We start from the raw sequence: 13,122 nt of genomic DNA, 5'->3' as shown, positions 1-13,122 counted from the left end.
ATTACTATATTCCTAATTTCAGGACTCATATTTAACGGAAAGTCAGGTGGCTAGAATTTCTCAGCGAGCAATGAATAACGTGGTCATTATTGCCATGCTTATCATGATTGCACTGTTCAACTTAGACAGTCTTGTACCTAAGAAGGACGTTGTTCAATCTCGCAGCCTGCTACCTGAAGACGCTTATGTGTTAAAAATAGAGCACGATGGCCATAGCTTAGAGCGAGTTGGACAGCAGTGGCGCCAGTCAGGCCAAAATACAGTCCTCGCCATCAAGCCGGATGTTCAGTTTTCACATTGGCAGCGGGCAAGGCTTGAGCCGGCCACGGACGTACCCGAAGCGATTACCAACGTACAGCCTTATATCGTCGTAGTATGGCTCGCAGGCAATAATAACGGCAATGTTTACGCCATCTATCCGAATACATCACCCGTTGTGATCAAATTTGAAAATAATTGGTACACATTAACCAACACCGAACTTGATAATCTTTTACCTTGGATACTGTAAATGCCTGAACTACCAGAAGTTGAAGTAAGCCGTTTGGGCGTTTCTCCACATCTTATTGGCAATACCATTACGCAGGTGGTGGTGCGTGAGCGAAGAATGCGCTGGCCCATTCCACAAGAGGTAGCGAACGTTGAAGGGCAGAGCGTTATTGCTGTAAAACGCCGCGCTAAATATCTACTTATTGAAACAGCCAAAGGCACGTTAATTTTACATTTAGGTATGTCGGGTAAGTTACGCGTTATCGATGCGTCGACACCAATTATTAAGCATGACCATGTAGACATTGTTTTAAACACAGGTAAGTGCTTACGTTTTAACGACCCAAGACGCTTTGGTGCAGTGTTATTTCAGGCCCCTGATATGCAAATAGCCATGCTTGATAACTTGGGTCCAGAGCCGCTTACAGACGACTTTGACGATAAGCGCTTATTTAAACTATCGCGCAATCGAAAAGGCCCCGTTAAAAACTTCATTATGGATAACGCCATTGTGGTAGGTGTAGGAAACATCTACGCGAACGAAGCACTCTTTTTAGCTGGTATAGACCCGCGAAGAGCCGCAGGCAACATCAGCGCTGCTCGCTATCAGTCGTTAACTGCAACCATTAAGCAAGTATTGGCCAAAGCCATTGAACAAGGCGGCACAACATTAAAAGACTTTGCGCAAACCGACGGTAAGCCTGGGTATTTTGCACAGCACTTGAATGTGTATGGGAGAAAAGGCGAGCCTTGTGAAGTGTGTGGCAAAGCCATTGAAAGTAAGGTTATTGGGCAGCGAAATACCTTTTTCTGTACTCACTGCCAACGCTAATACACTTACTATTGGTGCTTAACCTTTCTTGCTCAGCCGGTCTTTTAAAGCTTTCTCAACTACTGGGTGGCAAAAGCCACTCACTGCACCGCGGTGAAGAGCGACTTCTTTTACTAGGGTGGACGAGATAAATGAATTCTCCTCTGCAGGAGTAAGAAAGACACTTTCTAGTTTGGGATTTAAACGGCGATTCATATTTGCGAGTTGAAACTCGTATTCGAAATCAGAAACTGCGCGTAAACCACGAATGAGAATTGTGGCATTTTGTTCGTCAGCAAAATCAGCCAATAAACCAGTAAACCCCACTACCTCGACATTTGGTAAGTCAGCAGTGACTTTTTTTATCATTTCTACGCGCTCTTCTAACGTAAACAGTGGCTTTTTACTTGGGTTAGAAGCAATCGCTACAATCACATGAGAAAATAACTGAGATGCGCGTTCAATAAGGTCGGCATGACCGTTAGTGATCGGGTCGAAAGTACCAGGGTAAAGTGCTCTAGTGTGCATAAAGTCGAATCTTTTCGTTGTAGAGGGTTTATGTGTTCAACGTGGCTAATGTAACACATTATTAGCGTATACCAATCCGCTTACCACATGTGCTTTTATTACTTCACTGCCTCGCGGTAACCATTCATACACGCTGACCAGTCGCTCTCTTGCCAGTGAAAGACAGGGTTCTTTGCTTTCTCTTTATGTAAAGAGCGCAGCAGCCGGTCTAAATTACCCTGTTTCCAGCTGTTACCTTGACGCTGCTCGCAGCGATCGAAATCGATAAGCCATATTTGCTTATCGCTATCAATCATGATGTTTCGAACGTTGGCATCATGATGGTACACCTGACAATTGTGCATAGCTGCCAGCGCTCGGCCAACCTCATACCACTCATCTTTATCCAGTGGTTTATCGCACAGTGCGTGGTGTAAATCTTTGCTATTTGGAATACTTAAAGTAATTAAATCGCCGCGGTAAATCAGGCCTCGGCGGTGTATACGCGCCGCAACAGGAACAGGCACAAGAAGACCTTGTGCTCGCATATATTCGAGCAGCCTGAACTCTTCAAACGGGCGAGAACGCTCAACACCAATAAACAGATATTGGTCGCTCAGTACTTTGCCCACCAAGCCACCACGTTTGAAATGGCGTAAAACCCAGCGCTGACCCTCATGCTCAATGAAAATGGTTGTACCACGTCCCTTGGCTTGACCTGTTATTTTGTCTTGAAGCTGCCAAAAGTCGGGGGTAAACATCTCCGCGTTGGGATGACTGACTAAAGTGTCGTCGAAAATAAAGTGGTGCCCAGCACCTATGTCTCGTCGTATTGTCGCCATGTCGCCCACAACTTATGGTAAATTCTTTATTCTAATGATTTATTTTGGTTTTTCAGCAACGACCGCGTTTCAGAGGTAAAAAAGTCTGTTTACGCGCTCATAGTTTTTACGTACTAAGATTATTTGTTGAAATAATGAATCTAATTCAACGTCTTAAGTATAAAAACCTAAGTCGTTATGCTCATACGCGAGTATCGTTGACCATATTCATCATTTTGGAATGAGCATGTTAAATTGCGGCGGCCCGGAGAGTTCTATCTGAAAAATAAGCATTTATTTGGCGCGAATAGGTAATACTCGAGCAAATAGGCTTCACCTAGCGCATGCCAATAGATACGAACAATAGGAAAAAATACTGTTGATAGACCAGGGCACCATCACAAGCTAATTGTCGCTTAATTTACTTAATTGTAAGGTAAAACTATCAACTATTATCTACACTTAGCGTTGCGAAGTGTTCCTTTGAAATAACAGGGAGTCGTTACTGAATGAAAAAGCCCGCTTTGCGATGGCTATCCACTGTTCTTGCTTATACTCAATTTAGACTGGTGCTATTACTGAATATTGCACTGTTTTCAGGCGTGCCTGCCGCACACGCAGCAGAACTAAACGTCATGGTTAATGAGAGTGTCATGGTTTCAGAGCTAAACCGCTCTGAGCTTCGCCAGATATTTACCGGCCATCGTCAATATTGGAGCGATGGCACTAAAATCACGGTATTTGTATTGCAAGATAACGATGAGCTCCACAAGCAGTTTTGTCGTGAAGTACTTCAGATGTTCCCTTATCAATTATCTCGCTTATGGGATCAAATCACCTATTCTGGGCAGGGCGTTACACCCGTTAGGGTCACGTCTTACCAAGCGTTGATCGAGGCGTTAGAAAGTACCACAGGCGCTATCGGCTATGTTGAACATACCGAAATTGTTAAATTAAGACGCGTAGAGGTAGGAACAGAATGAATAAATACATCGCTCTCGCGTTTGGAATGATAAGCATGCCTGTCCTTGCTTCACAAGGAGATTTTTCGTGGCACGGTTATGTCTCTCAAGGTGTTACTCAGTCAAATGGAAGTAACTTTATAACTGACGATAACGCAATAACAAGTGAGCTCACCGAAGTTGGGCTAAATGGTTACTATCGAATAGCGGAAAATATCTCTGTTGCAGGGCAAATTAATTATTTAGACGGCGGGAATCGTTTTGAGCAGGGCGCTCGTTTAGATTATTTGTTTATTGACTGGAAATTGCCTGACTTGCCCGGTAAGTGGCAAGGGCAAGTCCACCTTGGGCGCTTCAAAAACCGCCACTGGCTGCATTCAGTGACCAGAGATGTGCCACAAACACGTTACACGTCTGTCCTTCCCCAGTCTGTGTATTTTGACGGGTTTCGCGACGTTGCTTTGGGAAGCAACGGTATCCAAACCAGTTTGTCACACTATGGTACTCAGAACATCTGGGAATTAAACTGGAGTTACGGTCGCTCTAATATTAACGACTCCCAGCGAGATTTTTTACTCGGCGACGAAGCAAAAGGCGACATTAAGCAAGACTTTGTTCATCAAGCCAGCGTATTCTGGCAACCGGCTACCATGACATGGAAATTAGGTGCCAGCTGGTTGAGTTCTGATTTCAGCTACACACCTTCTCAGGATGACAACCGTGTTGCAGGTAATGCAGACATAGAGCGTATTATGCTGTCTGCGCAATATTTTGCAGAAAACTGGGAAGTGTCGGCTGAGCTAGTTAGGGAAGTCCAGGATGGCAAAGGGCTATTCTTCCCAGGTTTCGCCTTTAAACGCACGAGCGAGGGCGGTTTTGTTCAGTTTAGGTATTTGTTTAATAAAAATATAAGTGGTCTTATTGGCTACGACACATACATTAACGACAAATCAGATCGAGATGGAAAGCAGTTAGAGGCTATGACAGACGGCGTGATCCCCGCCTACTTTGGCTACCAAGATACATATACCCTAGGCTTGCGTTGGGATATTGCACCGAAGTGGCGACTTCAAAGTGAGTATCATTGGGTTGAAGGTGCGACAAGGGTAGTGAGCTTACTGAACTTAGATGTAGCGTCTCATGCCGATAAACATTGGGAAATGTGGTCAGTGCAATTGATGTATTGGTTTTAAGGGCATTAGATGAAGGTTCAGGTATCTTTCACCACTAAAACCATCACAATTTTGTTGGCTATGGTATTAACGGTAACTGTGGTTATATCAACGGTTCTTATTCAGGAGTCTGACGCCCGAATTCTGCTCCAGCAACGGGAAAACCAAGTCAGTAATCAACGACGGGTTCAGCTTTTTGAAGACATTCTGCACGGCAGAATGATCACGCTTATTGATATCATCAGCCATAAGAGTGGAGGCAACGCAGATAGCCTTGAATCGCTACAACAAACGCTTAGCGGTCTTAGTGAATACCTGACCCTTAACTTTCAAGTTGAATCGCTGTACTTGTTTGACGAACACGGTGTTGTTGGCAACCCGCTACAGCCAGTAAATAAAACCATTGAAAAGTTAGTGAATACCACTCGGGCGTCGTTTGAAAGCCGCTCACTATTGTCCTGTGACTCGGTATGCACGCACTACATTTCAATTCCAATTATGGCAAACGGTGAAACCTTGCCTGTCATCGTTGTGTCCACGTCGATGAGAGAACTGCTATACCTGTTTAGTCGCGCTACCGATGTGCACAAAGTTGCTGTCGTCCAGCACAAAGAAACCTCATCTGAGCTGTCAGAATTAAGGGTGGCAAGCCAAGTGTCTGCGGCTAATCGACAGTACTTACAATCTCTATTTGATGCGTTACCCGATAATTGGCGAATTGACGATTTAGTTATTAGAGGCATGAACGTTGCGCTGGAAAATCAGCAGTTGCTGGTTAGTTTATTGCCTTTTAATCACGCATCAGGTGATCATCCTTACTTGCTTATTGTGCAAGACGTGTCGGCCATGGTGCGTCAAAACGAACAATACCAGTACATCGTTATTTCTAGCGCTGTTGCGCTATTTTTTATCTTCTCTTCGCTGCTTTACCTTTTCCTAAATCAATACAGAATACGCTTGTTAGATGTAAGCGAACGTTTGCCTATGCTGGCCGAACACAAGTTTAGCGAGTTTTACACCATTGCAGCTAAACGAAGGAAGTCGCCTATTTTCAAATTCACAGATGAATTGGACGTAGTTGAAGACGCGGCAAATAATCTGGCGCGCCAGCTAGAAAGTTTTGACGGACAAATGGCTATTAACACAGCGAAGCTTGAAAAAATGGCGATGTTCGATGTGTTAACCGGACTTCCCAACCGTAATATGCTGACGTTTCAAATAGAAAAGCAGCTAGCTGGTTCAATTCGCGACGATAGGTTAGTGGCACTGATGTTCATGGACCTTGATGACTTTAAAAAGGTTAACGACAGTCACGGTCATGACGTCGGCGATAAACTCTTAAAAGCTGCTGCTATGCGTATTTCTAAGCCGATTAGAGAGTCTGATATTGCATCTCGATTTGGCGGTGATGAGTTTGTTATTTTACTTTCAAATATCGAAAGCAAAAAGCACGTAGATACGGTAGCCAAAAAGCTGATAGAAGAGTTTAAAGAGCCAATCATTGTAGATGGCGTAACCTTTTACGTTTCTATCAGTATCGGTATTGCTATTACCAACCACTCTCGCGCCACGCCAGTAGAACTGCTGCGTCATGCTGATATTGCGATGTACGAAGCCAAAGCCAAAAAAGGGGCGGAGTATCGCGTGTATGACGCCACCATGAACCTTAAAGTAATGCAGAAGGTTGAGCTGGAGTCAGAGGCGCGTGAAGCCCTAAGAGACAACCAGTTTAGCTTAGCGCTTCAGCCCCAAATTGAGATGCACACGGGAAGGCTGGTGGGCTTTGAAGCGCTATTGCGTTGGCAACACCCTAAAAAGGGTAATATTTCCCCAGCCGATTTCATACCGCTTCTTGAAAACACGTCATTCATGCTTGAGCTTGATTACTGGGTAATTACGCGCTCAACTTATTTAATCAGAGAGCTTAAAAATAGCGGCTACTCCGACGTGAAGATGGCGATTAATTTGTCAGCGGGTCAGTTCTTAGACCCGAGTTTGCCTGAATTCTTGCAGCAGCAAATTATCAAAAATGACATAGCGCCCGACCAAGTTTGCTTAGAGTTAACCGAAACGGTATTGGTATCAGATATCAAGCGTGCAACCACCATCATGCAAAATATTCGCGACATGGGGTGCATGCTGGCTATCGACGATTTCGGCACGGGCTATTCGTCGTTGAGTTATCTTAAATCGTTACCCGCCGACTACATCAAAATTGACCGCTCGTTTGTGGCAAATATCGCCAGCAGTGCTGATGATAGAAATATTGTTCACTCTACGATTTCTATGGTGCGCAACATGGGAATGCAAGTGGTGGCAGAAGGAATTGAAACCAGTGAACAGTACGAGTTGCTGTGTCATTTCGACTGCAACCTGGGTCAAGGCTACCTTATCAGCAGACCTATTCCTGAGGTTAACATTTGGGACGTGTTAAGCGACAAAGTAGAGTTTGGTTTTTGGAAAGAATCCGCCTAGGGCGACTTTACCGTTTCAAAAGGGGCACGCTTCATCAATGTAGTGTGCTGAATAATTTACAAACTTAGTCGACAAACCCATTAAATACAGCGCAAGGGTGTGTACCCTTTACCGCGCTTTCATTAAACTAACGGTTTTAATATACCTACACTCGGAGAATGGCATGTCTGCGGCATTTATTTCTCATTTGCAATCGCAAATTGAAGCCACGAAAGAAGATGGTTTGTACAAAAAAGAGCGTGTTATCACGTCGCAACAACAAGCGGATATTGGTGTTGCTAACGGCGAGCACGTTATTAACTTTTGTGCCAACAACTACCTTGGTCTTGCAAACAATGAAAGCTTGATTGAAGCAGCAAAGAAAGGCCTGGATAGCCATGGTTTTGGTGTAGCATCTGTACGATTCATTTGCGGTACACAAGACATTCACAAGCAGCTCGAAGCCTCTATCAGCGACTTCCTCGGTACAGAAGACACCATTTTGTACCCATCGTGCTTCGACGCGAATGGCGGTTTATTTGAAACGCTATTAGGGCCTGAAGATGCCATTATTTCTGATGCGTTAAACCACGCCAGTATCATTGACGGTGTGCGCCTATGTAAAGCTAAGCGTTATCGCTACGCCAATAACGATATGGCAGCATTAGAAGAGCAGTTAAAGCAAGCTGATGCCGATGGCGCACGTTTCAAAATTATTGCCACTGACGGTGTGTTTTCAATGGACGGCGTGATTGCCGACTTAGCCTCTATTTGCGACCTGGCTGATAAGTATGACGCCATGGTAATGGTAGACGATTGTCACGCAACGGGCTTCCTTGGCGAAAACGGCAAAGGCAGCCATGAGTATTGTGGCGTGATGGGTCGTGTAGACATCATTACCGGTACTCTAGGTAAAGCACTAGGCGGCGCGTCTGGCGGTTACACCTCGGGCAAAAAAGAAGTCGTAGAGTGGTTACGTCAACGCTCGCGTCCTTATCTTTTCTCAAACTCGGTTGCGCCACCTATCGTTTCAGCATCGCTTAAAGTGTTTGAAATGATGAAAGAAGGTGACGAGCTTCGCGCTAATCTATGGCGCAACGCCAATCATTTCCGTACGCGTATGGAAGAGGCGGGCTTCACATTAGCTGGTAAAGATCACGCTATTATTCCTGTTATGCTAGGCGATGCCCGTTTAGCTAGCGAAATGGCAGACAAGATGCTTGAGAAAGGCATTTATGTTATCGGTTTCTCTTACCCTGTTGTGCCGAAAGGTCAGGCTCGCATTCGTACGCAAATGTCAGCAGGTCATAGCCTTGAACATGTTGATAAAGCGGTAGATGCATTTATTGAAGTTGGCCGTGAATTGGGAGTAATTTCATGAAGTCGCTAGTTAAAGCGAAAGCAGAAAAAGGCATTTGGCTACAAGACACGCCAGAGCCTGAAGTAGGACACAATGACCTACTGATTAAAATTCGCAAAACCGCTATTTGCGGCACCGACATGCACATTTACAACTGGGACGAATGGTCACAGAAAACCATTCCGGTACCTATGGTTGTAGGCCACGAGTATGTGGGTGAAGTCGTTGGTATGGGCCAAGAAGTGAAAGGGTTTAAGGTTGGCGACCGTGTTTCGGGCGAAGGCCATATTACCTGTGGCCATTGCCGTAACTGTCGTGCAGGCCGTGTACATTTGTGTCGCAACACTGAAGGCGTAGGCGTAAACCGCCCGGGCGCTTTTGCTGAATACTTGGTTATTCCTGCATTTAACGCGTTTAAAATTCCAGACAACATTAGCGACGACCTTGCGTCTATCTTTGACCCGTTTGGCAACGCTGTTCACACTGCACTAAGTTTCGACTTGGTGGGTGAAGACGTGCTAATAACAGGTGCCGGCCCAATAGGTATTATGGCTGCTGCAGTTGCAAAGCATGTAGGTGCTCGTCATGTCGTGGTTACCGACATTAATCCTTACCGTCTTGAGCTTGCTAAAAAAATGGGTGCAACCCGTGCCGTTGACGTAAGCAAGGAAGACTTGAAAGACGTAATGAACGAACTTGGTATGACAGAAGGCTTCGATGTGGGTCTGGAAATGTCTGGTGTGCCGGTGGCTTTCAGAGACATGCTGAACAAGATGAACCATGGCGGCAAAATTGCCATGCTGGGAATACCTCCACAAGATGTTGCCATCGATTGGAACCAGGTTATTTTCAAAGGCTTGGTGATAAAAGGTATCTACGGCCGTGAAATGTTCGAGACATGGTACAAAATGGCGAGCTTGCTGCAGAGCGGCTTAGATCTATCGCCTATCATCACACACACCTTTTCTATTGATGACTTTCAGAAAGGGTTTGATACCATGGGGTCTGGACACTCAGGTAAAGTTATTCTGGACTGGCAATAATGACAACATTCTCACACATTAGCGTAAACGACGTTGCAAACTTTCAAGGTGACGTAACCATTGTGGATATTCGCGATCCTCAATCGTTTGCTAATGGACACATGCCTAACGCAGCGCAGCTGAACAACGACAACTTTGCAGCGTTTATCGACCAAACGCCCAAAGATATCCCAGTGGTTGTAGTGTGCTACCACGGCGTAAGCAGCCAGCAGGCGGCCCAAGTGATTGCACAGCAAGGCTTTGAAACCGTTTATAGTATGGACGGTGGCTTCGAAGCATGGCGACTGGCAAATCCGGTAGTCACGGCATAGCGATTTGATAAAGGTGCACAATGTGCACCTTTATTTTTTGCAGCTACTGCAGTATTTCAGTATAAAGAGGTTATATACCGCGCCCTTGGTATATGTCATATCGCATTCATATTCTTCTGCTTCGGGGTAACAACTAGCTTATGGCTCATCCTTTAATTGCGTTCAATCAGCAAAGTCCTGCACATCTTCTCGCCAATTATTTAACCAGTCAGCACATTCAGGCCGCTGTAGTACAGCACGATAAAGAGTTCGTGGTGGTATTAGATAATCACGACCATCTCGACCGCGCAAAAGTTATTGCAGATGGCTTTTTGGCAAACCCTACCGATCCGAAGTACCAGCAAGCAGCATGGGATAATGGCAAGAACGTACGGCTGGCGCCTTCGGGTAATGGCTTTTCCGTGGGTAATATCATTGCCGATGCCGTGAAAGCGCCTTTTACCTCGGTGGTATTTATTCTGTGTGTTGCGGTTTATTTACTGTCGTTGTTTGGACTGTTTGCCCCTATCGCACAGCATTTATTGATGCAGCCATTTTCCATTTTGTCGCAAAATCACGAATGGTGGCGATTACTAGGCCCTGCGTTCATTCATTTTTCGGCGCTGCACATTATATTTAACCTACTGTGGTGGGGCATGTTGGGAGCTAAAATTGAACGCACCCTTGGCATGAGCATGCTGCTTATTGTGTTCTTAGTGTCGGCCACTATTTCGAACGCCGCACAAGCGCTGTTTAGTGACCCTGTGCAAGGCAACCTGTTCTTGTTTGGCGGCTTGTCTGGTGTGGTGTATGCCGTAATGGGCTTTGTGTGGTGGCTAGGCTGGTTGCGACCAAGTTGGGGCTTGTCGCTGCCAAATTCAATTGTAGGCTTTATGTTGGTGTGGTTGGTACTAGGTTATGCCGATATTTTGTGGGTAAACATGGCGAATGCTGCACATACAGCCGGGCTTATTTCTGGATGTTTGCTCGCCGGGGCCTTAAGTCTTGGGTCGGGTAAACGCTAGTGGCGTTTTATGTAGCTAAAAGGCGTACGTTAGCCTTTTAGCCCGTTATCTACTTTTAACCGCCTTGGTATAAGTATTTGGTGAAGATAACGTTCTTCACCACTTCGCCGCCTGTCTCTTGCTTCATGTGCTCTTGCAACGCTTTAAGAATAGCGCGGCGAATGTCTTCACGACCAGTTAGTGACTTAACCTTCTCTGCCGGTTGCTGGCCGAATATTTCAATGGCAGTAGAGCGAAGTAACGGCATATGGTGTTCAGCAATTTCAAGCTGATTAACATCGTGGATCATCAATTCAACTGACACGCGTACATAGCCTAGCTTTTGTGCGCTATCGCTAATGTAGTTGGTAACAATCTCTGGCTCTAAGCCCAAATAAGCATAGTTGGCCTTGTCTTGCGCCACTGCTGTGTTACAACCAAGAACGAAAAAACTAACCGCAAATACGCGTAAAACTAAAGACTTAAGCATAGTGAAGTCCGAAACACCAAAGTAATAAATTCACTTGGTAGTGTAGCAAAACTCTGATTAAACACACTACTGCAAAAGTTTAACCGAATGAAAATAATTGAACATGACGTGTTATCATACTAACAGATTCATTATTCGGGCTTTTCGTGTGAGTTTTAATGCCACTTTTCCAGTGGGTTTGGCGGTTGACTGGCAAGCACCTTCTGGCATCACAATTCCAAATGCACAGCTAAAAAACTGGCTGTTAGACACTGGGTCGTTAACCGAGCGAGTACAGTCTTTAAGCAACCACTTTTCTCTAGAGCTTATTGGCCAGCACGAGCAGATTCCTCACGACAATGAACTGTCGTTGTTACTCGACAACGGTGAAACCCATTATCAAGCGCGAGAAATTCTCCTATGTGGCGATCATAAGCCGTGGGTGTTTGCACGTTCTATCATCCCTCAAGCCTTTGTTGACAGCGAGCTTTCAGATCTTGGTCGAGAGCCTTTAGGAAAACGTTTGTTTAACGATAAGCGCTTTACACGCTCAGAGTTTCAACTGTGTACAGTGCCAGCTTCGCAATTTGGTATTAACAGCAATCAAACCTTGTGGGGCCGGCGCTCGTTGTTTACGTTAGGCAACTACAGCATGATAGTAGCAGAGGTATTTCTTCCGTCCTCACCGGCCTATAGCCGCTCTGCTAAAAACGAAAAGGAAAGCGAAAAGCAATTATGAAGCACAATTGGAACGCCTATGCGCGACTTATGCGCCTTGATAAACCTGTAGGTATTTACTTGCTGCTGTGGCCTACGCTGTGGGCGCTTCTTATGGCTGCACAAGGTTTACCGCCTTTAGGCATTACGCTCATTTTTGTGGCTGGCGTAGTTGTCATGCGTTCAGCCGGATGTGTGATTAACGATTATGCAGACAGAAAAGTAGACGGTAGCGTAAAGCGCACTGCCCAGCGTCCTCTTGCAACCGGAGAAGTATCGGCCAAACAAGCACTACAACTTTTTGCAGCGCTTATCGCTTTAGCATTTGTCTTAGTGTTATTCCTTAACTGGCAAACCATTGCGTTGTCAGTGGTAGCCTTACTCTTGGCAGCAAGCTACCCCTTCATGAAGCGTTACACCAATTTACCGCAGGTGGTATTGGGTGCCGCGTTCGGTTGGGCCATTCCTATGGCATTTATGGCTGTGATAGAAACAGTTCCAGCTTACGGCTGGTGGTTGTTTATTGCTAACTTATTATGGACGGTAGCTTACGACACCATGTACGCCATGGTAGACCGCGATGACGACCTACAAATAGGCATCAAGTCTACGGCCATATTGTTCGACAAAAACGACGTGCTCATAGTCATGCTGCTACAGGCCGCTGCCCTTGCCATTTTGTGGTGTATAGGCTGTGCTATTAACGCAACTTGGCCTTACTACTTAGCCGTGCTGTTTTCGGCTCTGCTATGCGTGCGCCAGTATCAGCTTATTAAACGCCGCCAGCGTGAAGGCTGCTTCACCGCGTTTATTGAAAATCACTATATTGGTTTAGCCATCACGCTAGGAACGGCACTGCATTTTTATTTGGTGTAACAGTAAAAGTAACTAGCCCAATACAAACCATTGTCTATGGTATTCAGCCACAAAAAAAGCGCCATAAAGGCTAATGCCGTTCACTTAAGGTGAGCGGCATTTTTCTTTCTGCTGTATCGCTGTGGTCTCTTCTTAACTGTTCGGGGG

14 protein-coding genes are annotated in these 13,122 nt (G+C 45.4%); 11 read left to right on the top strand and 3 right to left on the bottom strand.

From position 1 onward, the window contains the following. The first annotated feature begins 46 nt into the window (after positions 1 to 46). Both QME20_RS16885 and mutM read left to right on the top strand, forming a co-directional pair. Positions 47 to 511, top strand: a complete 465-nt coding sequence (locus QME20_RS16885) for a hypothetical protein (protein WP_039226967.1) — start codon at positions 47 to 49, stop codon at positions 509 to 511. Continuing rightward, positions 512 to 1,321, top strand: coding sequence for a bifunctional DNA-formamidopyrimidine glycosylase/DNA-(apurinic or apyrimidinic site) lyase (gene mutM / locus QME20_RS16880; RefSeq protein WP_014947759.1), 810 nt, complete (start codon positions 512 to 514; stop codon positions 1,319 to 1,321). An 18-nt stretch (positions 1,322 to 1,339) separates the two neighbouring features. Here mutM and coaD read toward each other — a convergent pair whose 3' ends face one another. Both coaD and QME20_RS16870 read right to left on the bottom strand, forming a co-directional pair. Continuing rightward, a complete protein-coding gene (coaD, locus tag QME20_RS16875; protein WP_131138286.1) occupies positions 1,340 to 1,828 on the bottom strand; it encodes a pantetheine-phosphate adenylyltransferase in 489 nt (162 codons plus the stop codon). A 98-nt stretch (positions 1,829 to 1,926) separates the two neighbouring features. Further along, complete coding sequence (locus QME20_RS16870) at positions 1,927 to 2,658, bottom strand: 3-deoxy-D-manno-octulosonic acid kinase (protein ID WP_014977890.1); 732 nt, start codon at positions 2,656 to 2,658, stop codon at positions 1,927 to 1,929. A 479-nt stretch (positions 2,659 to 3,137) separates the two neighbouring features. Here QME20_RS16870 and QME20_RS16865 point away from each other — a divergent pair, with 479 nt between their 5' ends. From QME20_RS16865 to glpG, 7 genes are all read left to right on the top strand, one after another. Continuing rightward, the gene (locus tag QME20_RS16865; protein ID WP_039226966.1) at positions 3,138 to 3,611 is read left to right on the top strand and encodes a hypothetical protein; all 474 of its coding nucleotides are present in this window, start codon (positions 3,138 to 3,140) and stop codon (positions 3,609 to 3,611) included. Continuing rightward, complete coding sequence (locus tag QME20_RS16860) at positions 3,608 to 4,783, top strand: hypothetical protein (protein WP_281716291.1); 1,176 nt, start codon at positions 3,608 to 3,610, stop codon at positions 4,781 to 4,783. The genes QME20_RS16865 and QME20_RS16860 overlap by 4 nt, the downstream gene beginning before the upstream one ends. 9 nt (positions 4,784 to 4,792) lie before the next feature. Then, the gene (locus QME20_RS16855) at positions 4,793 to 7,237 is read left to right on the top strand and encodes an EAL domain-containing protein (protein ID WP_281716290.1); all 2,445 of its coding nucleotides are present in this window, start codon (positions 4,793 to 4,795) and stop codon (positions 7,235 to 7,237) included. 163 nt (positions 7,238 to 7,400) lie between these two features. Further along, on the top strand, positions 7,401 to 8,597 hold the full coding sequence (locus QME20_RS16850) for a glycine C-acetyltransferase (protein ID WP_014977894.1): 1,197 nt from the start codon (positions 7,401 to 7,403) through the stop codon (positions 8,595 to 8,597). After that, positions 8,594 to 9,619, top strand: a complete 1,026-nt coding sequence (tdh, locus tag QME20_RS16845; protein ID WP_014947766.1) for an L-threonine 3-dehydrogenase — start codon at positions 8,594 to 8,596, stop codon at positions 9,617 to 9,619. The genes QME20_RS16850 and tdh overlap by 4 nt, the downstream gene beginning before the upstream one ends. Next, positions 9,619 to 9,930 (top strand): thiosulfate sulfurtransferase GlpE, encoded by a 312-nt coding sequence (glpE, locus tag QME20_RS16840; protein ID WP_014947767.1) that lies wholly within the window; start codon positions 9,619 to 9,621, stop codon positions 9,928 to 9,930. Before tdh ends, glpE begins: the two co-directional genes overlap by 1 nt. Before the next feature lie 140 nt (positions 9,931 to 10,070). Further along, positions 10,071 to 10,934 (top strand): rhomboid family intramembrane serine protease GlpG, encoded by an 864-nt coding sequence (glpG, locus tag QME20_RS16835; RefSeq protein WP_168463201.1) that lies wholly within the window; start codon positions 10,071 to 10,073, stop codon positions 10,932 to 10,934. 55 nt (positions 10,935 to 10,989) lie between these two features. Here the strand turns inward: glpG and QME20_RS16830 are convergent, their stop codons facing one another. Further along, entirely contained in the window at positions 10,990 to 11,403 is a 414-nt protein-coding gene (locus QME20_RS16830) for a flagellar basal body-associated protein FliL (protein ID WP_014947769.1), read from the bottom strand. A gap of 148 nt (positions 11,404 to 11,551) precedes the next feature. Between QME20_RS16830 and QME20_RS16825 the strand changes: the two genes are divergently transcribed. Both QME20_RS16825 and ubiA read left to right on the top strand, forming a co-directional pair. After that, entirely contained in the window at positions 11,552 to 12,121 is a 570-nt protein-coding gene (locus tag QME20_RS16825; protein ID WP_014975276.1) for a chorismate lyase, read from the top strand. Further along, a complete protein-coding gene (gene ubiA / locus QME20_RS16820; protein WP_168463202.1) occupies positions 12,118 to 12,975 on the top strand; it encodes a 4-hydroxybenzoate octaprenyltransferase in 858 nt (285 codons plus the stop codon). The genes QME20_RS16825 and ubiA overlap by 4 nt, the downstream gene beginning before the upstream one ends. Positions 12,976 to 13,122 lie beyond the last annotated feature (147 nt).

This window comes from Alteromonas sp. CyTr2, from assembly GCF_947311905.1.
Taxonomy (GTDB): Bacteria; Pseudomonadota; Gammaproteobacteria; order Enterobacterales; family Alteromonadaceae; genus Alteromonas; species Alteromonas macleodii.
Note: the sequence above shows the minus strand (reverse complement) of the source record. Positions and strands in the feature narration are given on the sequence as shown.